Raw genomic sequence first — 22,248 nt, 5'->3', positions numbered from 1 at the left:
GGCACCCGCCGTCAGCTGGTGAGACCCAGCTGACGGCCGGTCCAGTCCATCTCCCGTTCGAGCGCCGCGCCCCAAGTGGCGCCCTCGTGCCCACCGGGGAGCTCGTAGTACCGCACGTTCAGACCGGCCGCCCGCGCGGCAGCGAACATCCGCTGCTGCTGCGGGCGGTATTCGTCGTCTGCGGCCCCGGCGACGAACACCCCGGTCACTTCCGGGAACTGCCGCGTCCTCAGCACGTCGACCGGATTGACCGCCGCGAACGCACGCTCGTCGCCGGCGAACGTCGCCGCGACCGTCCCCGCGTGATCGCCCAGCGAGGGCTCGTCCTGACCGAGGAAGTCGAGAAAGGTCGGGTAGATCCGCGGATAGTTCACGGCCAGCTGGATCGAACAGGTTCCCCCGTAGGAGAATCCGCCGATCGCCCACTGCGCCGGATCGTGCGACACCTGCAGGGACTTCTCGATCCACGCGGGGACGTCGCGGGCCACGTAGGTGGCAGCATTGCCCAACACCGAATCCAGACAGAGCGGATTCGCGTCCTGCGACCCCAGCGCGTCGACCACCACGACGACCGGCGCGAGGCCGTCGTGCCGCGCGGCATACGCATCCACCGTGGACCCCAACCGTCCGCTGCTGAACCAGTCCTGGGGCCGTCCCGGCTGCCCGGCGATCATCACCATGACGGGGAGCACCGCGCGGGGTGACGTCAGGTACGCAGGCGGCAGATACAGCACAGCCGGCCGGGCCGAGAATCCGGATTCGGTGCCCGGGATCTCCACTTCCGTCACCACACCGGATCCGGGTGTGCGCACCGGACGTGTCCACACCGAGTCCATCGGAATTCCGGACTGCACCATCGGCTCGAAGCCGGGGACGTCACCGAACGACACCGGCTCGACCACCGTCGACGGGCGGTGCCCGACCAGCGAACCCACGGTCGGGAAGACGCCGACCTCCGCATTGACCTGCCCGACCGCCGCGGCCGCGGCCATGGCCCCCGCCATCCCGATCACCACTACGCGCCGGACGCCGGGCTTTCGGAGCAGGAGAGCCGCGGCGAGTACGAGGATGCCGACGGCGAGCCAGATCCAGGCGTATCCCGCCGGCGGTATCTGATTGGGAAGCGGCCGGTATGTCGCCCACACGGCACCCCCGATCACCGCGGTCACGGGCACCGCGACCGCGGCGGCGCGGAGGATCGGCGGCCGGGCGGAACGCGACGCCGCGAGCATCACGACGGTGCCCGCCACCACGGCGACGGTCGATGCGGTCTGGGCGCGACCGTGCTCGAGCGACAGGTGGGCGATACGCGACAACAACTCGTGGGCCTGCACCCCGCCAGTATTCACACCGTGCCGGCCACCGAAAGAATCAGGCTCGCAACATTTCTCACAAAACAGACCTATCGGGCACGGCGGCGGACCAGGAAGCCGGCGCCGACCACGAGCACGACTGCGCCGCCGGCGACGCCGATCCCCCACAACGTTCCCGGCGACTGCGCCGACACCTCGTCCGCGGCTGTCTGCGTGCGGGCCTGCTCCTGCACCCTCGACACCGCCCCGGGCAGCATCTGAATCGGCGGAACGGGCCCCTCCCGCGCCTCGGAGGCGATCAGCAGGTCGCCGCTCTCGGTGAACGCGATCGACTCCCCCTGCGGCTGCTGCGGCACGTGTGCGCGCACCACAGGCCCCGCGGCGAACGCCGCGGCCAGGTCGCCGTCCGGCGCCGAGAACAGGAACACGTCGGAATAGCTGCGGACGGCGGCCACGGTTCCGTCGGCGGACACGGCGCCGCCGGTGAACATCGTCGAATGCACTGCCGGGGCCGTGGTGCCGCTCCCGGTGGTGGCGTCGTCGGCGCCGTTCGTCTCCGCGACGTCCAGCGTCCCCACCTTCTCGAGCGGGGTCGGGCCGGGGCTCGCGAGGTCGCCCACAGCGGCGCCCCCCGCAGGCCGGTACACGTTGCCCGCCCCGAACACTTCCTTCGTGACGATCAGCGGGGTGCCGTCGCGCTGGACGAGAACGGTCTCGGCGTCGTGTGGGCCGTCCGGATACGTCAGCCGATGCAGTTCTCCCGCGCCGGTGGCACGGTCCATCGCGATCAGTGCCACCGTGTCGCGTCGGCGGCCGTTGTCCCCGGTGTCGGCGAGCCACAGCCGGCCGTCGGGGCCGGACGATATGTCCTCGACGTCGTACGGATCGACCGGCAGCGGAAGCCACCGCTGGACGGCGCAGTTCCCGTCCATCTCCGCGACCGCGCGATCGGACCCGCTGTCACCGACCGCGTAGAGCAGTCCCCCCGCCGACACGAGCCCCGACAGCTCTTTCAGCGAGGCCTCGTCCGGGGTGCCGACCGCCGAATCGTCGGGAGTGCAGAGCGGACCGAACTCCGACGCGTCGACGGCCGTCTGATCGCGGAAGAAGGGCTCGGCGGACACGACCCCCGCCGAGGCGAGCGGTGTACACGCGGCGAGCACTGCGACCGCGACACGGGCCGACCACCGTGAGCGGTCAGGCACTGCCGCTGTACTGAACCAGTGCCGACGCCAGCGCTTCGGGCACCCGAGCATGGACGCGCGTGCCGTCCTCCTCGTGGGACGAGTCGAGGATCTGACCGTCCGAGTGGATCCGGGCCATCAGATCTCCCCTGTTGTACGGGAGGAGAACGCTGACCTCGATCTCCGGGCGGATAAGGACGTCGCTGAGATGCGCTCGCAACTCGGCGATGCCTTCCCCGGTCTGGGCGGACACGAACGACGCACCGGGCAGCAGGCCCCGCAACTGGGTCAACGTGACCGGGTCGGCCGCGTCGATCTTGTTCACCACGATGAGTTCCGGCGGCGCTGCGGCGTCGTTCTCCCGGATCACCTCGGTGATCACCTCGTGGACGGCCCTGATCTGATCCGTGGGCAGCGGATCGGACCCGTCGACGACGTGGAGCAGCAGATCCGCGTCCGTGACTTCCTCCAGCGTCGAGCGGAACGCCTCGATCAGCTGCGTCGGCAGGTGCCGCACGAACCCGACGGTGTCGGTGAGGACGTACTCGCGGCCGTCGTCCAGCGCCGCCCGCCGGGTGGTGGGATCGAGGGTGGCGAACAGCGCGTTCTGCACCAGCACCCCGGACCCGGTCAGCGCGTTGAGCAGGCTCGACTTGCCGGCGTTGGTGTATCCGACGATCGCGATGGACGGGGTCTCGCTGCGCAGACGCCTGGTGCGTTTGGTGTCGCGGGCGGCCTTCATGCCCTTGATCTCGCGCCGCAGCTTCGCCATCCGCTCACGGATTCGCCGACGGTCCGTCTCGATCTTGGTCTCACCGGGACCACGCAGACCCACGCCGCCGTTGCTGCCGGCGCGACCACCCGCCTGCCGGGACATCGATTCACCCCAGCCGCGCAGTCGCGGCAGCATGTACTCCATCTGGGCCAGCGCCACCTGCGCCTTGCCCTCCCTGGACGTCGCATGCTGAGCGAAGATGTCGAGGATGAGGGCCGTCCGGTCGATTACCTTGACCTTGACGACCTTCTCCAGCGCGGTCAGCTGCGCGGGAGTGAGTTCACCGTCGCAGATGACGGTGTCGGCGCCGGTCGAGAGGACGACCTCACGGAGTTCCTCGGCCTTGCCGGAACCGATGTAGGTGGCCGCGTCGGGTTTGTCCCGGCGCTGGACGAGGCCCTCGAGGACCTCGGACCCGGCGGTCTCGGCCAGAGCCGCGAGCTCGGCCATGCTGGATTCGGCCTGCGCCGCGGTTCCCTGCATCCAGACACCGACGAGCACCACGCGTTCGAGACGCAGCTGTCGGTATTCGACCTCGGTGACGTCTGTGAGCTCGGTGGAGAGCCCGGCAACTCGGCGCAGCGCGCTGCGGTCCTCGAGTTGCATCTCGCCGACCGAAGGGCGCCCGTCGTCGTAAGCGAACTCGGTGGAGTCGGAGATCGGCGATTCTTCTGTGCGATGTGTTTTCGTCATACACCCTCATGATCCCACGGAATGACGAGGGCGTGCACGTGCATTTCGCGCAGGGCGATCAGACGAGGCCGTTCCACCAGCCGTCGTCGAGGTTTCCGGACGCCACCAGGACGGACGGTCCACGCAACGTCGCCCGGCCGTCGGACAGCGCCACGGTGACCTGACCACCGGGAATACGGACATTCACCTCACCGGAGTCGGCCCCGTCGAAGCGCAGCGCGGCGGTGGCCGCGGCCACCGTGCCGGTGCCGCACGACCGTGTTTCGCCGACCCCGCGCTCGTGCACCCGCATGTCCACGGCACCGGAATCGATGCGGGTGAGGATCTCCACGTTGACGCCGTGCGGGAAGAAGCCGGGATCGAACCCGGGTGCGGCCGTCAGGTCGAGGGCCGAGAGGGACGCGGCCGTGAGGTGCGCATCGACACAGGCCAGGTGCGGGTTGCCGACGTCGATGCCGATCCCGTTGAACACCTTGCCGTCGATGGTCGCGGCGCTGGTTCCCAGATCCCGCACCACACCCATGTCGACGGTGACCTCGCCGAAGGCGCCGTCGGCCGAGTGCACGATCACCGGTTTGCCGCCGGCCCGGCTGCCGACCACGAACTCGTCGCGCGTCTCGAGGCCCGCCGCCCGGAGGTAGTGGGCGAAGACGCGGACGCCGTTGCCGCACATCTCCGCGATCGAGCCGTCGGCGTTGCGATAGTCCATGAACCAGTCGTCCTCGGACGTGCCGTCGGGGAGTTCGGCGAGCACACCGGCGGCAGCCAGCGCACCGGCCCTCGCGACGCGCAGGATTCCGTCGGCGCCAAGCCCGCGCCTGCGATCGCACAGCGCCGACACCCGCGGGGCCGACAGGTCGATGCGGACGTCGGGATCCGGGAGGACCACGAAGTCGTTCTCGGTGCCGTGTCCCTTGCTGAAATCCATGCGCACCACTCTAACGAATGGTCGAGAGGGTGCGGTTCATCTACGCGACCGCGGTGCGGTTCATCTTCGCTGCCGGGCGATTTCGTAGAGGGCGACGGCGCCGGCGGAGGGGGCGCCGAGGGAACTCGCTGCGCCTCCGATCGGGATGTTGACCACCGTGTCGCAGGCGTTGCGCCACGCGGCGCCCATCCCGCGCGTCTCGTTGCCGATCACGAGCACGGTGCCGCCGCCGAAGTCGTGGGCGTCGATGGTGACGGAGCCGGTTTCGTCGGTGCCGACGATGTGCAGGTCGGTTCCGGACGCGCGCCGGGCGTCGCGGAAGGCGAGGATCTCGTCGACGGACGAGACCGTGACGACGGGCATCGCGAACAGGGATCCGGTGGAGGCGCGGACACTCCGGGGGTCGAACGGATCTGCGCCGTGGCCGACCACCACGACCGCGTCGGCGCCGAACGCGTTGGCGGAACGGAGGAGGGTGCCCAGATTTCCGGGTGAGGCGGGGCGGTCGAACACGACGATCAGGGGGACGGACTGCAGTTGCAGATCCTTCAGTCGCGGGGTTCGTGTCTTCGCGACGGCGATCAGTTCCGGCGCGGTGGTGGTCTTCTCACCCAGTTCGGCCATCAGTTCGGCACTGACCCCGATCTGTTCGACGGACCGGGTCTCGAGCAGTTCCCGCGCCCAGTCGGACAGTGGCGGGCCGTCGATGCGGTGCAGCAGCGATTCGATCGGCCAGTCGTGTTCCAGCGCGAGGTTGAGGGGACGGACGCCCTGGATCAGGAAGCGTCCCGCTTTCGTTCGTTTGGCGCGGTTGGTGAGGTACGACTGCCACTGCTGAAAACGGGCATTGCGGGTGGTCACCAGCAGGGACGGGGCCGGACGGTTGCGTCCGGACGGTGCGCGGCTCATCGTTCTCCCAGTGTTCGGGTCTCGCCGAGGGTGCGGATCGTGGTGTCCGCGAGGTCGGGGTCGCTTCCGTCGACCCAGTGGATGCGGGTGTCGCGGCGGAACCACGACCGTTGCCTGCGCACGTAGCGCCGGGTGCCGATGAATGTGCGTTCCTGCGCCTCGTCGAGGTCGTATTCGCCGTCGAGCCACGCGAGGACCTGTGCGTAGCCGATGGCCCGGGGTGCGGTGACGCCCTCGCGCAGTCCCACGTCGATCAGCCCGCGCACCTCGCCGACGAGTCCCCGTTCGAACATCAGGCGGGTGCGGAGCCGGATCCGGTCGTCGAGGTCGGCGGTATCCCGGTCGACACCGACGATGTGCGTGCCCCAGCGCGGTTCGCCGATGCTAGGGGCCGACGCCGCGAACGGCTTCCCGGTGATCTCGACGACTTCGAGTGCCCGGACCAGGCGCCGGCCGTCGGTGGGGAGGATCGACGCCGCGGCGTCGGGGTCGACCCGGCCCAGTTCGGCGTGGACGGCCGCGACGCCCTTCTCGGCGAGGACGGTCTCCCAGCGCGCCCGGACCGACGCATCGGTGGCGGGGAAGCTCCACTCGTCGAGCAGCGACTGCACGTACATCATCGATCCGCCGACGATGACCGGCACGGCGCCGCGCGCGGCGATCGCCTCGACGTCGCGGACCGCCGCCTGCTGATAGTTCGCGACGGTGGCCGTCTCCGTCACGTCGAGCACGTCGAGCTGGTGGTGCGGGATTCCGCGGCGTTCGGCAGGAGCGAGTTTGGCGGTCCCGATGTCCATGCCCCGGTACAGCTGCATCGCGTCGATGTTGACGATCTCGCCGCCGAGACGTTCGGCCAGGTCCAGTGCGAGATCCGACTTTCCGGTGGCGGTCGGTCCGACGACGGCGATCGGCACGGGTGACGTCACGGACGCCACTCCCCCACGTGGTAGCCGACTCCGTACGGTGCCGCGCTGTACAACGTCCGGCAGGAGGCGGGCGTCGCGTCGAACACGCCGGCGAGAACCTGCCACGGGACGCGCCCGCCGATGCCGAGGGAATCGCACTCCGCGGGGTCGAGGGCCAGCAACGCGTCGCGGTCGCCGGTGTCGAGCGCCGCGTCGATCCTGGCCTGCACGCCTTCCGCACGCGGGTCGAACGCGCCCGGCGCCTTCGCCGTGAGGGTGTTCGCCCCGTCCGCGACGATCACCAGCCCCCGCGGTTCGGGGTCCCGGTCGAGAAGCGTGCGCAGTTCCGCGCCGTACTCGGCGCACTGTTCCGGCGACAGGTCGGCGGCGAGGATCCGCGCGTCGACGACGGCGTCCGGCGCGCACGTCCCCCGGATCCACCCGGCCGTGAGCGCAGCGAGCGGGAGGTCCGAGTCGGGTTCGCCTGCCGGACCGGGCCGCAGCGTGACTCGCACGTCGACGCCGTAGCCGCGATAAGTGCCCTGGGCGTCGGGCCGCACGTCCACCGCGGCGGGTGCCGCTCCGACCGCCACCCACTCGGTGGCGAGCGCGGACAACGCCTTCGCCGCCGTCTGGACCGCATCCCGCAACGGCGCCGTCTCCGCAGCGGCCGCCCCGGTCAGTTCGGGTACCAACAGCGGTGGGGACGGCACGAGGATTGCGGCGGTGAACACACAGTCACGCTAGTCGACCGTCCGCGCGGACCCGACATCCGATTCGGGCGCTGCCGTCAATCGGTACCAACGCGGACCGTCCGACCTGATTCAATAGTCCACAGGGCCCGTACCGGGTTGAATGGAGCCAGCACCCGTCCCGGGTCGTATGGAGCCAGTATTGCGTTCAGGCAGCCGTGACGCGCGGCAGAGATGAGGAACCGATGACCGACAGCAGCGACGCGAAGCCCGCCGTGGAGCCTGCCGCTCAGCAGCACGACACACCGAAGGCCAGCGTCCCGAAGCCCGGTGCCGCCGCGAAACCGGGCGCACCCAAGCCCCACCCCACACCGACACACGCCCTCTCCGCCCCCGCCGTCGCCGCCCCCGCCCACAGTGACCCGAGCAAGTTCGGCCGAGTGGACGACGACGGCACCGCCTGGGTGAAGACCGCAGACGGCGAACGGCAGATCGGGTCGTGGCAGGCCGGAGACGCGGCGGAAGGTCTGGCGCACTTCGGTCGGCGCTTCGACGATCTGGCAACGGAAGTGGCGCTCCTCGAAGCTCGGCTCAGCTCCGGCGCGGGCGACGCGAAGAAGACCAAGGCGGCCGCGCTCGCGCTCGCCGAATCCCTGCCGACCGCCGCGGTGATCGGTGACATCGATTCACTCGCGGCGCGACTCGATGTCATCATCGCCGGATCCGACGAGGCAGCCGCCCACGCCAAGCACGAGAAGGAACTGTCGCGGCAGGCGCACACCGAACGCAAGGAAGCGCTGGCCGCCGAGGCGGAACAGATCGGTGCCGAATCCACGCAGTGGAAGGCCGCCGGCGACCGGTTGCGCGAGATCCTGGACGAATGGAAGACGATCCGCGGTATCGACCGGAAGGTCGACGACGCCCTGTGGAAGCGGTACTCGAAGGCGCGGGAGGCGTTCAACCGGCGCCGCGGAGCCCACTTCGCCGAACTCGACCGCGAGCGCGCCGCCGCCAAGACCAAGAAGGAAGAGCTCGTCACACGGGCCGAGGCACTGTCCGACTCCACCGACTGGGGCCCCACGGCCGGGGCTTTCCGTGATCTGCTCGCCGAGTGGAAGGCCGCCGGCCGCGCACCGCGAGAAGCCGACGACAACCTGTGGAAGCGCTTCAAGGGCGCCCAGGACGTGTTCTTCGCCGCCCGCAACTCCGCGTCCTCCGAACGCGACGCCGAGTTCGAGGAGAACGCGGTCGCCAAGGAAGAGTTGCTGAAGAACGCCGGCCACATCGATCCGGCCAAGGACATCGACGCGGCGCGGGCCGCCCTCCGCGACCTGCAGGAGAAGTGGGACGCCATCGGCAAGGTGCCCCGCGAGCGAATGCACGACCTCGAGGGCAAGCTGCGGGCCATCGAGAAGCGTGTCCGCGACGCCGCCGACGAGGAATGGCGCCGCACCGACCCGGAGGCCCTCGCCCGGGCCGCGCAGTTCCGGGAGCGGGTCACGCAGTTCGAGGAGCAGGCCGCCAAGGCCACCGCGGCGGGCAAGACGAAGGACGCGGAGAGCGCCCTCGCGCAGGCCCAGCAGTGGCGCGAATGGGCCGACGCGGCCGAGGGCGCCGTCAGCGGCCAATAGGCACGATCAACCGACGTTCCAGTCGCCGCGTCGCTCCGCTTCGGCGGCAGCGGCGCGGCGTTCCTCTTCCGCGGCAAGCTGCAGCGCGGTCCGGCTCCAGACCACCTTCAACCAGTGGAACGTGAGCACGATGACGGTGAGCCAGCCGATGATCAGACCGATCCCCGGTCCGGCCGCCTCGACCCCGGGCGCTGGTGTCTGCCGCGACCAGATGGCGAGCATGCCGAACACGATGGACACGGCGGTTCCGGCGAGGGCAACCCAGGCGAGGGCCCAGCGGCGGGTGACGAGCGCCAGCATCGACACGACGACCCCGAACACCACCTCGAACCACACGAACAGCCGCGACGGCAGCGCAATCGTCTCCGCGCGGGCGTCGTCCCCGTACACCAGCACCTCCCAGCCGTTGGCGATGCCGGAGTGCGGCAACGTCAGCGAGCCGAGGAGCACGACCACCGCGACCGCGACGACGAGCGCACGCGCGCCCGGGTCGATCTCACCGGCCACCTTCTTCTCGGCGGCGTCGAAATCCTTCAGGTAACTCTCGATCGGCTCGTTCTCGGCACTCGAACCGTTGTCGCCGGCCCGGTTTCCGTCGTGCCGCTTGTCGTCGAACGGGGAGGTCATGCGTTGCATCCCATCTGGGCGGGTAGTGGTGCGGGCGCACCGATCTGCGGAAGTCCGAGTCCCACGCCGATCGGCGGGGTCTTCGGGGTGACACCCTTCTCGAAGGAGTCGCCCGCGCGGGTGCGGCGGTGGGTCAGGACCGAGGTGTCGGCGACGAGGTGGTGCGGGGCGGCGGCACTGACGACGACGGTGACGACGTCGCCGGGACGGACGTTGCCCTCGAGGTTGCCCTCCGGCCGGAAGTGGACGAGCCGGCCGTCGCGGGCGCGCCCACTCATCCGGGCGGTCGCCGCGTTCTTGCGACCCTCCCCGGCGGCAACGAGCAGTTCCACCTCGGCACCGACGAGCTTCTGGTTCTCCTCGAGGGTGATCTGTTCCTGCAACGCGATGAGACGCTCGTACCGTTCCTGGACGACGGCCTTGGGCAGCTGCTCGTCCATCTCCGCTGCCGGAGTGCCGGGCCGCTTCGAGTACTGGAAGGTGTAGGCGCTGGTGAAGCGCGCCTGCCGGACCACGTCGAGCGTGTCCTGGAAGTCTTCCTCGGTCTCACCCGGGAAGCCAACGATGATGTCGGTGGTGATCGCCGCGTGCGGCATCGCGGCGCGGACCTTGTCGATGATCCCCAGGAACCGCGACTTCCGGTAGGAGCGGCGCATCGCCTTCAGCACCCTGTCCGAACCGGACTGCAGCGGCATGTGCAGCTGGGGACACACGTTGGGGGTCTCGGCCATCGCCTCGATGACGTCGTCGGTGAATTCGGCCGGGTGCGGAGACGTGAAGCGCACCCGCTCGAGCCCGTCGATCTCACCGCACGCGCGCAGCAGCGCGGCGAACGCGCCACGGTCGCGGGGCTGGTCGGGATCGGCGAAGGACACGCCGTACGCGTTGACGTTCTGCCCGAGCAGGGTGACCTCGACGACGCCCTCGTTCACCAGGGCCTGCACCTCGGCCAGAATGTCGCCGGGCCGCCGGTCGACCTCCTTGCCGCGCAGCGCGGGCACGATGCAGAACGTGCAGGTGTTGTTGCATCCCACCGAGATCGACACCCAGCCCGCATACGCCGACTCCCGCTTGGCGGGCAGCGTCGACGGGAACGCCTCCAGCGCGTCGAGGATCTCGACCTCGGCCCGCTGGTTGTGGCGGGCCCGGTCCAGCAACGCGGGGAGCGAACCGATGTTGTGGGTGCCGAACACGACGTCCACCCACGGCGCCTTCTTCACGACGACGTCGCGGTCCTTCTGCGCCAGGCACCCGCCGACCGCGATCTGCATGTCGGGGTTCTGTTCCTTCGCCGGCGCCAGGTGGCTCAGGTTGCCGTACAACTTGTTGTCGGCGTTCTCCCGCACCGCGCAGGTATTGAAGACGACGAGGTCGGGCGCCTGCCCCGCGGCCGCCTTCGTGTAGCCGGCGTCCTCGAGGAGCCCCGACAGGCGCTCGGAGTCGTGCACGTTCATCTGGCAGCCGTACGTGCGCACCTCGTAGCTGCGGTGAGGGGTCTGGTCGATCGTGTCCACGTATGCCAGGGTACGGCCCGCGCCAAATCGCCTCGTCGCGGCCGGTGTGCGCCCGGACACACGCCCGAAGCCGGACAGTAAAGTTTCCGTGACATCCCGAGGATTCTCGGAGCAAATGGCAGGTGCTCCCGCTCCCAACACATAGGGTCATCGACTATGACGCAAGCCGACGACGCGACGCCAACACCCTCCACGGGCGCGGCCCCGTCCATGATCTCGATGAAATCGGTGAACAAACACTTCGGCGCCCTCCACGTCCTCCAGGAGATCGACCTCGAAGTCCCTCGCGGACAGGTTGTGATCGTCCTCGGACCGTCCGGCTCGGGTAAGTCGACGCTGTGCCGCACCATCAACCGCCTCGAGCCCATCGACTCCGGTGAGATCGCGGTGGACGGCAAGGTACTACCGGCCGAGGGCAAGGCCCTGGCGGCGCTGCGCGCCGACGTGGGCATGGTGTTCCAGTCCTTCAACCTGTTCGCCCACAAGACGATCCTCGAGAACGTGATGCTCGCACCGGTCAAGGTGCGGAAGAAGAGCAGCGCCGACGCGAAGGCGAAGGCCTACGAGCTTCTCGAGCGGGTCGGCATCGCCAACCAGGCGGACAAGTACCCGGCGCAGTTGTCGGGCGGTCAGCAGCAGCGCGTCGCGATCGCACGCGCACTCGCCATGAACCCCAAGGTCATGCTGTTCGACGAGCCGACGTCCGCACTCGACCCGGAAATGGTCAACGAGGTCCTGGACGTCATGACCTCGCTCGCCAAGGAAGGCATGACCATGCTCGTGGTGACACACGAGATGGGCTTCGCCCGCAAGGTCGGCCACCGGGTTCTCTTCATGGCCGACGGCCAGATCGTCGAGGACTCCGAGCCCGCCACGTTCTTCACCGCTCCCAAATCCGAGCGCGCGAAGGACTTTCTCGGCAAGATTCTCAGCCACTGACCCGAAGGAGTGCCGCCACGGCGCTCTCTCGGTCCACCGTGCTCCACACGCAAAACCCGTCATTTTCAATTGGAGGAACTCGATGAGGATCAACCGCTCGATTCGCGTGGGAATCGGCGTCATGGCGCTCGCCGTCGTCGCATCTGCCTGTGGCGGAGGTGAAGAGAAGAGCGCCTCCCAGAGCGCGTCCGAGGGAAAGCTCACGGTCGGAATCAAATACGACCAGCCCGGCCTCGGATTGCGCAACCCCGATGGTTCCTTCAGCGGCTTCGACGTCGAGGTCGCCGAGTACGTGGGCGGCAAGCTGGGTGTCGCGCCCGAGAACATCGAGTTCAAGGAGTCCCCGTCGGCTCAGCGCGAGACGTTGATCCAGAACGGTGAGGTCGACTACATCGTCGCCACCTACTCGATCACCGACGCCCGCAAGGAGAAGGTCGACTTCGCCGGTCCGTACTTCATCGCCGGACAGTCGCTCCTGGTGAAGTCCGACAACACCGACATCACCGGCCCCGATTCGCTCAACGGCGGAAAGAAGCTGTGCTCCGTCACCGGGTCCACCCCGGCGCAGAAGGTCAAGGACACGTACGCGCAGGACGTGCAGCTGCAGGAGTTCGACACGTACTCGGCGTGCGTCGAGGCGCTGCGTAACGGTGCGGTGGACGCCGTCACCACCGACGACATCATCCTCGCCGGCTACGCGGCGCAGTACCCCGGCGAGCTGAAGGTGGTCGGCGAGCCGTTCACCGAAGAGCGCTACGGCATCGGCCTGGCCAAGGGCGACGACGAGACCCGCGCCAAGATCAACGACGCCATCGAGGCGATGATCGCGGACGGCTCGTGGGAGCGTGCGTTCAACGAGACCGTCGGCGCGTCGGGCTACCCGATCCCCGCCCCGCCGACCGTCGATCGGTACTGAGCAACTCACTCATCCGGGTCGGACGACTTCCATTCGTGGAGTCGTCCGGCCCGGTTCGACACCAACCACCGGTGACCTGGGGAGACGGTAAGTGGACCTACTGAGCAAATACAGCGATCAGCTGATCGACGCATTCTGGACGACGGTGCAACTCACCGCCTTCTCGGCTGTCGGTGCTCTGATACTCGGCACCATCCTCGCGGCGATGCGGGTGTCACCGATCCCGGTCGCGCGTGGCGTCGGCACGGCGTACGTGACGATCTTCCGCAACACTCCCCTGACGCTCATCATCATTTTCTGCTCCTTCGGGCTCTTCCAGACGATGGGTGTCAAGCTCGCCCCCGAACAGTCGCCGACGTTTTTCGAGGAGAACAACTTCCGGCTCGCCGTGCTCGGACTCAGCGTCTACACCGCGGCCTTCGTCTGCGAGTCGCTGCGGTCCGGAATCAACACCGTGCACGTCGGCCAGGCGGAGGCGGGCCGGTCGCTCGGCCTCACGTTCTCCCAGAATCTGCGGCTGATCGTGCTGCCGCAGGCGTTCCGCGCGGTGACCGCCCCGCTCGGCAGTGTGCTGATCGCCTTGACCAAGAACACGACGATCGCCTCGGTGATCGGTGTGGCGGAGGCGTCGCTGCTGATGAAGGAAATGATCGAGAACGAGGCCGCCATCTTCGTCGTCGGTGGCATCTTCGCGCTCGGGTTCGTGATCCTGACCCTGCCGATGGGGCTTCTCTTCGGATACCTGAGCAAGCGATTCGAGGTTGCACGATGAGCAATTCCGCCACCGTCCTCTACGACGCGCCGGGCCCGAAGGCGAAGAACATCTACCGCCTGATTTCCGTCGCCGTCGCCGTCGCCCTACTGGTAATCGGCTACTTCGTCTACGCCGCGCTCGACGACAAAGGCCAGCTGACGTCGGCGAAATGGGATCCGTTCCTCGAATCGACGTCGTGGACGACGTATCTGATCCCCGGCATCCGCGGCACCCTCGTGGCGGCCGCCGTATCGATCCTGTTCGCGTTGATCCTCGGCGCGATCCTCGGCATCGGACGCCTGTCGGACCACCGGCCGGTGCGATGGGTGGCCGGTGGGATCGTCGAATTGTTCCGCGCCATCCCGGTGCTGATCCTGATGATCTTCTCGTACCAGCTGTTCGCCGAGTACGAGGTTTTCAAGTCGAAATACCTTGCGCTCGCCGCGGTCATCGTGGGTCTCACGCTGTACAACGGCTCGGTGATCGCCGAAATCGTCAGGGCCGGTATCAACTCGCTCCCCAAGGGACAGAGCGAGGCCGCCAAGGCGCTGGGTATGCGCAAGGGCCAGGTCATGCGCACCATCCTGCTTCCTCAGGCCGTCACGGCGATGCTCCCCGCGATCATCTCGCAGATGGTGGTGGCGTTGAAGGACTCCGCACTCGGTTACCTCATCGGCTACGTCGAAGTGGTGCGGTCCGGCCAGCAGCTCGGTGCGTTCTACGGCAATTACCTGCCCGCCCTGATCGTGGTGGCGATCATCATGATCGTCCTCAACTACACGCTCACCGTGGTGGCGACCAAGGTGGAGAAGCGACTGCGGGCCAGCCGGAAGGGCGGAGGCCCCAAGGGAGCCGTTCCCGAGCTTCCGGCGGTGTCGGTTCCGGGCATGGACATCACCGACAAGCGGGTGTGACATGACGCGGTTGTGACATGACACTGCTGTCGGAGGGAAATTACATTCCGTCCGACCGCAGTGTTGTTGTCTTGTCGTCGTCTCGTCGGCGTCAGGTCTCGTCGAACAGGCCGTCGGTTTCCGCATCGACTCGATCGAGTTGTTCCTTGACCACCTCGAAGGCCATGCCCTGGGGGAATCCGCGGCGCGCGAGCATGGACACCAGCCGGCGGACCGCACGGTCCCGATCGTCCGCGGACACCGTGCGCAGTTTCTTCGCGACCAGTTCCGTGGCCCGCGCTCGCTCGTCCTCGCTGTCGATCTGAGCGAGCGCCTCGGTAGCGTCTTCCTGACCGATCCCCTTGCGGCGCAGTTCCAGTGCGAGCGCACGTTTCCCCTTGCCGGAGTACGTGTGCCGCGAATGCACCCACTGCTGGGCGAAGTCGGCGTCGTTGACGAGTCCGACCTCGGTGAGGCGATCCAGTACACGCTCGGCGATGTCGGCCGAGTAGCCCTTCTTCGCCAGGCGCTCGAACAACTCCGCTCGACTCCGGGCACGATCCGTCAGGAGACGCAGGCACAAATCCTTGGCCTGCGTCTCCGTTCCACCTTCGCCCATAGGACGCACGGCGGCGCCTTAGAATTCGACCGGGGCGGCGTCATCCGTAGCAGCAGTGACGTCGGCGCCGATTCCGAGCTTTTCCTTGATCTTCTTCTCGATCTCGTCCCGGACGTCGGTGTTCTCCAACAGGAACTTGCGGGCGTTCTCCTTGCCCTGCCCCAGCTGGTCGCCTTCGTAGGTGTACCAGGAGCCCGACTTGCGGATGAACCCATGCTCGACACCCATGTCGATCAGCGAGCCTTCCTTGCTGATTCCCTGACCGTAGAGAATGTCGAACTCGGCCTGCTTGAACGGCGGGGCGACCTTGTTCTTGACCACCTTGACGCGGGTACGGTTACCCACCGCGTCGGTGCCGTCCTTCAGGGTCTCGATACGCCGCACGTCGAGGCGCACCGACGAGTAGAACTTCAATGCCTTACCACCGGTGGTGGTTTCGGGGGAACCGAACATGACGCCGATCTTCTCGCGCAGCTGGTTGATGAAGATCGCTGTGGTGCCGGAGTTGCTGAGCGCACCGGTCATCTTGCGCAGCGCCTGGCTCATCAGACGCGCCTGCAGACCGACGTGACTATCGCCCATCTCGCCCTCGATCTCGGCGCGGGGGACGAGAGCCGCCACGGAGTCGATCACGAGGATGTCCAGGGCACCCGAACGGATCAGCATGTCTGCGATCTCGAGTGCCTGCTCACCGGTGTCGGGCTGCGACACCAGCAGCGCGTCGGTGTCGACGCCGAGTTTCTGGGCGTAGTCGGGGTCGAGGGCGTGCTCGGCGTCGATGAACGCCGCGATGCCGCCGGCCGCCTGAGCGTTGGCGACGGCATGCAGGGCCACCGTGGTCTTACCCGAGGATTCCGGGCCATAGATCTCGACGACGCGGCCGCGGGGCAATCCTCCTATGCCGAGGGCGACGTCCAGCGCGATGGAGCCGGTGGGGATGACGGCGATCGGCTGACGCACACCTTCGCCCAGGCGCATCACCGAGCCCTTGCCGAAGTTCTTGTCGATCTGCGCCAACGCCAGGTCGAGTGCCTTGTCGCGATCGTGTGCCTGTGGTGCCATCGTCGTCCCCATTCTCGAGTCTCATCAGTGCTCTTCGGTTAGGTTAGATCCGGGTACCGACAAGAACCGTGACCACCGAACAACACCAGCATAGGGGAACGTGTGTTCGATTTGTGCGATCGGGCCCGTTCGACACGCCGGATTTCTACCTTCGTTGCGGTGGGACGTCGAACTCGACGCAGAGTTCACGCCACACCTCGCGGGGTTCCCGGCCGTCCTCGATGGCTTCGGCGGCGGTCTTGCCCCCGAGATTGAGCAGCACGTGGTCGACGAGTAGTGCGTCGCCGCGCATCTGCCCGAACTCTTCGCGGACGAGTTGGTGAAATTCGGTCAGTCGCACACAGCCACGCTAGCCGAACCTCGCGCCGAGCTCTCACCGCAGCGCGTCGCGGCACACCTCCACCGGATCGGCGACATCCGCGATGCTCCGGGCGGCCCGCCGCGCGGCGTCCGCATAGGCGCCGTTCGAGAGCACCAGTTCGACCGCCGCGCGGAGTGCTTCCGCACTCGGGGGACGCACCAGGACGGCGCTCCCCTGCCGCACGGCTCGATTCGCGAGCTCCCACTGATCGCCGCCACCGGGAACCACCACCACCGGGACCCCTGCGAGCAGAGCCTTCGCCAGCATTCCGTGTCCACCGCCGCAGACGACGGCCGAGGCCTCGCGCAGCATCGCGTCCTGACGGCCGAGCCCGGCTCGCGCCCAGGGCGGAACCGTGGCCGGCGATCCGTCCAGTATCGACGCGATCACGCGGACGCCGGCCCCGTCGAGTCCCGCGAGCGTCGTCTCGAGCATGCCCTCGGCGCCGGTGAATGCGGTCGACGGAGCCACCATGACCAGAGGGTCGGCGCCGTCCGGCGCCCCGAGCACCTCGTTCGTGGGTTCCCACAGCAGCGGCCCGACCAGGTGCGCCTCGGCGGGCCAGTCCGGCCTCGGCACCTCGAGCGCGGGGAGTGTCGCGATCAGCCGGCGCACCGGTCCCGGGTCCTTCGCCGGCAGTCCGACGCCGACCCGGGCCTCGGAGCGTTGCCGCTCACCCTGCCGGATCGACCGCGCCGTCGCGGTGCGCATGAGCGTGTCGCGGACCCTGCCCCGAATTCCGACGCCCGGAGCCAATCCGCTTCCGATGGGCGGCAATCCCCTGGACGCGGCGTACAGCGGGTGGGGGGACAGCTCGACCCACGGGATCCCCAGCCGCTCCGCGGCCATACCCCCACCTGCGGTGAGGATGTCCGAGACCACGAGGTCGGGTCCCATCGCGCGCAGGTCGGGGAGCAACTCGGTGGAGATGTGCGCGGCGCGGGCGTGAATGCGCGCTCCCGCATCGCGGTCGTCGTCCGTCGGGCGGGGCGCGAGACCTTTCAGCAACTCGGCCGGCACACCGGCCGCCCGTGCGGGCTCGACCCACCGTGTGCCGGTGAACAGGACCGGTTCGTCCCCGGCCTCGATGAAGGCGAGGCACAACGCAAGGGCAGGAAAGGCATGTCCGGGATCAGGCCCGGCGACCACGGCGACTCGCACGAACCACAGAGTCTCACACGGTCGGCGTCACCGTTTCTCGAACACCGCCTCGGCGGCGCCGAGCGACCGGGCACGGTCGGCGGGGACGAGTCCGATCCGGGTGCGCCGGTCGAGCAGGTCGTCGACGTCGAGTGCCCCCTCGTGGGTCACCGCGAACTCGAGTTCGGCGCGGCTCACGTCCACACCCTCGGCGATCGGCGCCAGCAGTTCGGGGTCGGCGGCGGCGATCAGCGCCGCCTCCGTTCCGTAGCGGGCGAGCAGCGCCGGCGGGGCCGAGACCTTCCGCAGCGCTTCGGGTGTCGCGGCACCGACGAGCGGCAGGGCCCGCGTCCGGCACGGGCCCGCGTCCAGTCCTGCCACCTCGACCGCGGCGTCGACGGCGTCCTCCGCCATCTTGCGGTAGGTGGTCAGCTTGCCGCCGACCACACTGACGAGACCCGTGTCCGAGCGCAGGATGGCGTGGTTGCGCGAGAGGTCCGCGGTGGATCCGTCCCCGGTGTCGAGCAGAGGTCGCAGCCCGGCGAACGTCCCGAGGACGTCCGAGCGCTGCAACGGAACCTCGAGCGCGGTGTTGACCGTGTCGAGAAGGAAGTCGATCTCCTGCTCCGATGCCACCGGAACGTCCGGAACGGGTCCCGGCGCCGCCTCGTCGGTCAGGCCGAGATACACGCGGCCGAGCTGTGCGGGCAGCGCGAAGACGAAGCGATTGGTCTCACCGGGGATCGGAACCGTGAGCGCCGCGGTCGGGTTCCCGAGCCGCTCGGCCGGGAGCACCAGATGCGTGCCGCGACTGGGCCGCAACGTGATCCCGGGATCGATCTCACCCGACCACACGCCCGCCGCGTTGACCACGGTGCGCGCCCTGATCGGCAGTTCCGAGCCGGTCAGCTCGTCGCGCAGGGTCGCGGACGTCCCGGTCACGTCGTACGCGCCCGCCCGGGTGAGCACCGTCGCACCGTGAAGCGCGGCGGTGCGGGCGAGGGACACCACGAGCCTGGCGTCGTCGATGAGCTGGCCGTCGAATGCCATCAGGCCGCCGCGCAGGCCTTGCCGCCGCACCGCGGGGGCTAGTTCGACCACCCGGTCGGCCCGGACCGTCCGTGATCGCGGCAGGACCGACGACGGTGTGCGCGCACTTGCACGCAGCAGGTCACCGGCCAGGAATCCCGTGCGGACGAGGGACTTGCCGAACAGCGTCGTCGAATCGAGGACGGGCACGAGCTGCGGGAGAGCCCGGACGAGGTGGGGGGCCGTGCGGGTCATGAGGATTCCGCGCTCGACCGCGCTCTCGCGGGCGATGCCGACGTTGCCCGATGCCAGGTACCGCAACCCGCCGTGGGCGAGTTTCGAACTCCACCGGCTGGTCCCGAACGCGAGATCCCGCTTCTCCACGAGCACGACGTCGAGGCCGCGTGACGCCGCGTCGAGCGCGACACCGACGCCGGTCACTCCGCCGCCGATCACCAGGACGTCGACGACTGCACCGTCCGACAGCTGGTCGAGTTCGCGCGCCCTTCGCGCGGCATTCAGAGCCGACGAGCGGCTCACGGGCGGCGTGTTCGGGTGGTTCACCGGTCTCCTCGATCTGTCGGGTGGTTGTCGGCGGCGTCCGGTGCCAGATAGGCGCCGACAGCGTGCCGGAGTTGCTCCGTCAGGGCGTCGCCGGGAAGTTCCTCGGCCACCATCACGGCAGACTGGACCGCGGACTGTGCGATGAGCAGCACCATCGTGGCGATCTGACGGCTGTCCCCCGCGCGGATCGAGCCCTGGTCCTGCCCCGTCGACACTGCGAACGCGACCTGGTCGATGATCGCCCGCTGGCTCGTACCCAGCCGCTCGAGGATGTAGGTCGTGAACAGTTCCTGATCCGAACGCAGAATCTTCACGAACAGCGGATGGTCGCGCACCTCGGTGGACACGTCGACCACGGCGTCGACCAGCTGGCGGTGGACCGATTCCTCGGCGGAGAAATCGGGCATCACGGCAGCGATCTCGCGAGTCATGAGATCGGCGACCACGGCCCTGGTGTCCGACCAGCGCCGGTAGACGGTCGGCCTGCTGACCCCGGCGCGCCGGGCGACCTCCGCCAGTGTGGTGCGGCGCAGTCCGAAATCGAGGATGCACGAGCGTGCGGCGTCGAGAATGGAGTCCTCGACGCTCGCTGAGGTGTCGTCACGCGACGGAGAATTACGAATAGACATTGTGTGTAACACCGTAACGCATGAATCCCCTGGCGGCACCGAACCGGCACTCGAATCGCATCACGCAGGCCGGCCACGAGGCCCAGCCCTCCCCGACGTCCGGGATTCGAGCAGCGCATGCACGGCCGGAGGGTGAGGTGACAGGAGGCGCTTGCGCGTTGGAGGAAAGCCGAGGAAACCACGCTCCTACGCCCGCAGAGATCGGGGCATCGTCACGATTGCGATGGCTCCCGGCCTCAGCCGAAGAAGTAGAGCTCGAATCCCACCGCGCGCTCGGCGTCGAATCCCGGTTGCGGCCCGGTCACCATCTCGACCTGGGCCCTCGCCTGCTGCCCCACCGGGACGTCGCTGAGCGCTTCGAGGTAGCGGACGTGCTCGGCCAGCGAGAGCACTGCACGATCCACCGTATGGGTGACGTCCACCGCGTGGGTGGGGGTCATCGTGTTGACCGCGACCCAGCGGACACCGCGCCACGGCGGCAGCCCGGACTCCCCCAGCTCAGGAAAAATCCATTCGTTCGCGGCGTCCGCTGTGGCGTCGAGTACGGAACGTCCGAGTGCGCGGTGGTCCGCACTGTTCAGCTGGCCGGGCCCCCAGGTGTCCGCGAAGTTCGCCGTCACCACGAGATCCGGGCGATGACGACGGATCGCCGTGGCGAGGTCGCGGCGGAGCGCGAGACTTTCCACGAGAGTGCCGTCGGGGTACCCGAGGAACGCGACATCGGTCACTCCCACCACGGCCGCGGAACGCCGCTCCTCCGCCTCCCGCAGCGGGCCCGACTCCGTGGGGTGCAGGCCCGCGATCCCCGCCTCCCCGCTGGTGGCGAGCACGTAGCGGATGTCCTTGCCCTGCTCGGTCCAGCGCGCTACGGCCGCCGCTGCGCCGTATTCGATGTCGTCGGGGTGCGCGACGACGACGAGCCCACGATGCCAGTCCTCCGGTACCGGTTCCATGGGTAGAGCATGCCTGTCAGCTCCGCGTGATGTCCGATTTCTCGCCGGATCCGGACATCGCCTTGATCAACAGGTACACGCCGAAGATCACGGCGCTGACCACGAGAATCCAGAACAGACCCTTGACGAGGGTACCGACGACCGCCAATGCGATCCAGATCGCCGCGACCGCCAGAACAATCTTCCAGAACATGATTTCCTCCACTCACGTCTCCCCGATCGATTTCTGCGCCCGACATCTGGTCGACCCCACTTATCGGGTACGCACACCAGCCTGGCACGGCGGAGCGAGTAAATCACCAGGTCAGCGTAAAGATCAGGGAAAGATCAGGGTTCTCCCCCACACGATTTCCCGGAAGTCACCGGACGGGTCGATCGACGACATCAGCGGTAGCGGCGAACGATGTCGTCGATCTCGCCGAGAGCCGCCGCGAGGCCGGCGAGCTTTTCCGTCGCCGACACCAGTTCTGCACGTTCGTACGCCAGTTCGCCGACGGCACTTGTCGTTCCGGGAACGGCGACCTCCGCGGCGGCGGCCACCAGTTCTTCGAACTGGTCGACGCCGTCGTCGAGTTGCGCGGCGGCGGAGGCGATCGCCCGGTGGAGCGGTGCTGCCGCGGCCCGGCTCCCCCGGGCGGCGTCTTCCATGGACGTGATGTCGAGGGCGACGGCCTGCAGGGCGGCGGCCGCGGAGCGGGCCGTGGAATGGGTGTCCTCGATGTCCTCGCCGCTGATGCTCCCGGACCGGGACAGCACGCCGAGAATGCCGTGCAGTGCCCGTTCGCTGTGCACGAGTCGCTCCATCGGCTCCCGGGCGGCCGAGGACGGCTCCGGAAGTACCCGACGGGCAGGCAGGCCCGGTGGCAACGTCACGGCGTCGAGCTTGCGGTAACGGCTGACGGCCAGCACGGCGGGTACCGCGAACACCACTGCGCCGCCACCGGCCATCAGCATCGACCACTCCGGTGCGGCCATGAGGGCGAGACCTGCGGCGCCGGTGGCCGAGGATCCGGACACGATGCCGTAGCGCTTCGCGCGACGCCGGGCCCGCCTCTTCTTCCGCAGCAGCCGTTCCCGGGGGTCACGCCACCTCTGCGCCGCGTCCACGACGGACTCACCGGCGTCGCGCAGCGCGCCCTGGATCCCGGCAAGCCCGGACACGACAGTGGCCGACCGGACTTCGCGTCCAGGTCGGCCACCTCGGGTGGAACTCATGCG

The 22,248-nt window shown here is 68.6% G+C and carries 23 protein-coding genes; 5 read left to right on the top strand and 18 right to left on the bottom strand.

The window, feature by feature from the left end:
* Positions 1-11: 11 nt before the first annotated feature.
* From ACFVJ3_RS01660 to ACFVJ3_RS01630, 7 genes are all read right to left on the bottom strand, one after another.
* Positions 12-1,334, bottom strand: a complete 1,323-nt coding sequence (locus tag ACFVJ3_RS01660) for an alpha/beta hydrolase (protein ID WP_378450374.1) — start codon at positions 1,332-1,334, stop codon at positions 12-14.
* A gap of 68 nt (positions 1,335-1,402) precedes the next feature.
* Positions 1,403-2,518, bottom strand: a complete 1,116-nt coding sequence (locus ACFVJ3_RS01655; RefSeq protein WP_378450373.1) for a hypothetical protein — start codon at positions 2,516-2,518, stop codon at positions 1,403-1,405.
* A complete protein-coding gene (gene hflX / locus ACFVJ3_RS01650) occupies positions 2,511-3,965 on the bottom strand; it encodes a GTPase HflX (RefSeq protein WP_378450372.1) in 1,455 nt (484 codons plus the stop codon). The genes ACFVJ3_RS01655 and hflX overlap by 8 nt, the downstream gene beginning before the upstream one ends.
* A 58-nt stretch (positions 3,966-4,023) precedes the next feature.
* Positions 4,024-4,893, bottom strand: coding sequence for a diaminopimelate epimerase (dapF, locus tag ACFVJ3_RS01645; RefSeq protein WP_378450371.1), 870 nt, complete (start codon positions 4,891-4,893; stop codon positions 4,024-4,026).
* 60 nt (positions 4,894-4,953) lie between these two features.
* A complete protein-coding gene (locus ACFVJ3_RS01640; RefSeq protein WP_378450370.1) occupies positions 4,954-5,802 on the bottom strand; it encodes a TrmH family RNA methyltransferase in 849 nt (282 codons plus the stop codon).
* Positions 5,799-6,728: a tRNA (adenosine(37)-N6)-dimethylallyltransferase MiaA gene (gene miaA, locus ACFVJ3_RS01635; RefSeq protein ID WP_378450369.1), complete on the bottom strand. Its 930-nt coding sequence runs from the start codon at positions 6,726-6,728 to the stop codon at positions 5,799-5,801. Before miaA ends, ACFVJ3_RS01640 begins: the two co-directional genes overlap by 4 nt.
* Positions 6,725-7,441, bottom strand: coding sequence for a class III extradiol dioxygenase subunit B-like domain-containing protein (locus ACFVJ3_RS01630; RefSeq protein WP_378450368.1), 717 nt, complete (start codon positions 7,439-7,441; stop codon positions 6,725-6,727). The genes miaA and ACFVJ3_RS01630 overlap by 4 nt, the downstream gene beginning before the upstream one ends.
* Before the next feature lie 203 nt (positions 7,442-7,644).
* Between ACFVJ3_RS01630 and ACFVJ3_RS01625 the strand changes: the two genes are divergently transcribed.
* Complete coding sequence (locus tag ACFVJ3_RS01625; RefSeq protein WP_378450367.1) at positions 7,645-9,030, top strand: DUF349 domain-containing protein; 1,386 nt, start codon at positions 7,645-7,647, stop codon at positions 9,028-9,030.
* Positions 9,031-9,036: 6 nt separating this feature from the next.
* Here the strand turns inward: ACFVJ3_RS01625 and ACFVJ3_RS01620 are convergent, their stop codons facing one another.
* Both ACFVJ3_RS01620 and miaB read right to left on the bottom strand, forming a co-directional pair.
* A complete protein-coding gene (locus ACFVJ3_RS01620; RefSeq protein WP_378450366.1) occupies positions 9,037-9,657 on the bottom strand; it encodes a hypothetical protein in 621 nt (206 codons plus the stop codon).
* Complete coding sequence (gene miaB / locus ACFVJ3_RS01615) at positions 9,654-11,171, bottom strand: tRNA (N6-isopentenyl adenosine(37)-C2)-methylthiotransferase MiaB (RefSeq protein WP_378450365.1); 1,518 nt, start codon at positions 11,169-11,171, stop codon at positions 9,654-9,656. The genes ACFVJ3_RS01620 and miaB overlap by 4 nt, the downstream gene beginning before the upstream one ends.
* Before the next feature lie 210 nt (positions 11,172-11,381).
* Here miaB and ACFVJ3_RS01610 point away from each other — a divergent pair, with 210 nt between their 5' ends.
* From ACFVJ3_RS01610 to ACFVJ3_RS01595, 4 genes are all read left to right on the top strand, one after another.
* Positions 11,382-12,110, top strand: coding sequence for an amino acid ABC transporter ATP-binding protein (locus ACFVJ3_RS01610; protein WP_378450410.1), 729 nt, complete (start codon positions 11,382-11,384; stop codon positions 12,108-12,110).
* Between the two features lie 82 nt (positions 12,111-12,192).
* Positions 12,193-13,026: a glutamate ABC transporter substrate-binding protein gene (locus ACFVJ3_RS01605; RefSeq protein WP_378450364.1), complete on the top strand. Its 834-nt coding sequence runs from the start codon at positions 12,193-12,195 to the stop codon at positions 13,024-13,026.
* A 91-nt stretch (positions 13,027-13,117) separates the two neighbouring features.
* Positions 13,118-13,798: an amino acid ABC transporter permease gene (locus tag ACFVJ3_RS01600; protein WP_005261143.1), complete on the top strand. Its 681-nt coding sequence runs from the start codon at positions 13,118-13,120 to the stop codon at positions 13,796-13,798.
* The gene (locus ACFVJ3_RS01595) at positions 13,795-14,694 is read left to right on the top strand and encodes an amino acid ABC transporter permease (protein ID WP_378450363.1); all 900 of its coding nucleotides are present in this window, start codon (positions 13,795-13,797) and stop codon (positions 14,692-14,694) included. Before ACFVJ3_RS01600 ends, ACFVJ3_RS01595 begins: the two co-directional genes overlap by 4 nt.
* Before the next feature lie 91 nt (positions 14,695-14,785).
* On the opposite strand, the gene recX is transcribed toward ACFVJ3_RS01595, so the two are convergent.
* From recX to ACFVJ3_RS01550, 9 genes are all read right to left on the bottom strand, one after another.
* Complete coding sequence (recX, locus tag ACFVJ3_RS01590; RefSeq protein WP_378450362.1) at positions 14,786-15,301, bottom strand: recombination regulator RecX; 516 nt, start codon at positions 15,299-15,301, stop codon at positions 14,786-14,788.
* A 9-nt stretch (positions 15,302-15,310) separates the two neighbouring features.
* Positions 15,311-16,354, bottom strand: coding sequence for a recombinase RecA (recA, locus tag ACFVJ3_RS01585; RefSeq protein ID WP_378450361.1), 1,044 nt, complete (start codon positions 16,352-16,354; stop codon positions 15,311-15,313).
* A 145-nt stretch (positions 16,355-16,499) separates the two neighbouring features.
* Positions 16,500-16,694 (bottom strand): DUF3046 domain-containing protein, encoded by a 195-nt coding sequence (locus tag ACFVJ3_RS01580; RefSeq protein WP_073359969.1) that lies wholly within the window; start codon positions 16,692-16,694, stop codon positions 16,500-16,502.
* Between the two features lie 33 nt (positions 16,695-16,727).
* Positions 16,728-17,876: a glycosyltransferase gene (locus ACFVJ3_RS01575; protein ID WP_378450360.1), complete on the bottom strand. Its 1,149-nt coding sequence runs from the start codon at positions 17,874-17,876 to the stop codon at positions 16,728-16,730.
* 27 nt (positions 17,877-17,903) lie between these two features.
* Complete coding sequence (locus ACFVJ3_RS01570; RefSeq protein WP_378450359.1) at positions 17,904-19,448, bottom strand: glycerol-3-phosphate dehydrogenase/oxidase; 1,545 nt, start codon at positions 19,446-19,448, stop codon at positions 17,904-17,906.
* Positions 19,445-20,077, bottom strand: coding sequence for a TetR/AcrR family transcriptional regulator (locus ACFVJ3_RS01565; RefSeq protein ID WP_378450358.1), 633 nt, complete (start codon positions 20,075-20,077; stop codon positions 19,445-19,447). Before ACFVJ3_RS01565 ends, ACFVJ3_RS01570 begins: the two co-directional genes overlap by 4 nt.
* A 236-nt stretch (positions 20,078-20,313) precedes the next feature.
* On the bottom strand, positions 20,314-21,030 hold the full coding sequence (locus ACFVJ3_RS01560) for a PIG-L deacetylase family protein (RefSeq protein ID WP_378450357.1): 717 nt from the start codon (positions 21,028-21,030) through the stop codon (positions 20,314-20,316).
* A gap of 16 nt (positions 21,031-21,046) precedes the next feature.
* Positions 21,047-21,223: a hypothetical protein gene (locus ACFVJ3_RS01555; protein WP_378450356.1), complete on the bottom strand. Its 177-nt coding sequence runs from the start codon at positions 21,221-21,223 to the stop codon at positions 21,047-21,049.
* A gap of 191 nt (positions 21,224-21,414) precedes the next feature.
* Positions 21,415-22,245, bottom strand: a complete 831-nt coding sequence (locus ACFVJ3_RS01550) for a hypothetical protein (RefSeq protein ID WP_378450355.1) — start codon at positions 22,243-22,245, stop codon at positions 21,415-21,417.
* Between the last annotated feature and the right edge of the window lie 3 nt (positions 22,246-22,248).

The sequence above is a fragment of the Rhodococcus sp. NPDC127593 genome, assembly GCF_042671975.1.
Lineage (GTDB): Bacteria > Actinomycetota > Actinomycetes > Mycobacteriales > Mycobacteriaceae > Rhodococcus_F.
Note: the sequence above shows the minus strand (reverse complement) of the source record. Positions and strands in the feature narration are given on the sequence as shown.

Excerpts from the sequence above, each read along its gene's own strand:
- ACFVJ3_RS01605 (WP_378450364.1), top strand. The coding sequence starts at position 12,193 with ATGAGGATCAACCGCTCGATTCGCGTGGGAATCGGCGTCATGGCGCTC.
- recA (WP_378450361.1), bottom strand. The coding sequence starts at position 16,354 with ATGGCACCACAGGCACACGATCGCGACAAGGCACTCGACCTGGCGTTG.
- dapF (WP_378450371.1), bottom strand. The coding sequence starts at position 4,893 with ATGGATTTCAGCAAGGGACACGGCACCGAGAACGACTTCGTGGTCCTC.
- ACFVJ3_RS01560 (WP_378450357.1), bottom strand. The coding sequence starts at position 21,030 with ATGGAACCGGTACCGGAGGACTGGCATCGTGGGCTCGTCGTCGTCGCG.
- hflX (WP_378450372.1), bottom strand. The coding sequence starts at position 3,965 with ATGACGAAAACACATCGCACAGAAGAATCGCCGATCTCCGACTCCACC.
- ACFVJ3_RS01610 (WP_378450410.1), top strand. The coding sequence starts at position 11,382 with ATGATCTCGATGAAATCGGTGAACAAACACTTCGGCGCCCTCCACGTC.
- ACFVJ3_RS01620 (WP_378450366.1), bottom strand. The coding sequence starts at position 9,657 with ATGACCTCCCCGTTCGACGACAAGCGGCACGACGGAAACCGGGCCGGC.
- ACFVJ3_RS01565 (WP_378450358.1), bottom strand. The coding sequence starts at position 20,077 with ATGTCTATTCGTAATTCTCCGTCGCGTGACGACACCTCAGCGAGCGTC.
- ACFVJ3_RS01555 (WP_378450356.1), bottom strand. The coding sequence starts at position 21,223 with ATGTTCTGGAAGATTGTTCTGGCGGTCGCGGCGATCTGGATCGCATTG.
- ACFVJ3_RS01640 (WP_378450370.1), bottom strand. The coding sequence starts at position 5,802 with ATGAGCCGCGCACCGTCCGGACGCAACCGTCCGGCCCCGTCCCTGCTG.
- ACFVJ3_RS01595 (WP_378450363.1), top strand. The coding sequence starts at position 13,795 with ATGAGCAATTCCGCCACCGTCCTCTACGACGCGCCGGGCCCGAAGGCG.
- ACFVJ3_RS01625 (WP_378450367.1), top strand. The coding sequence starts at position 7,645 with ATGACCGACAGCAGCGACGCGAAGCCCGCCGTGGAGCCTGCCGCTCAG.
- ACFVJ3_RS01550 (WP_378450355.1), bottom strand. The coding sequence starts at position 22,245 with ATGAGTTCCACCCGAGGTGGCCGACCTGGACGCGAAGTCCGGTCGGCC.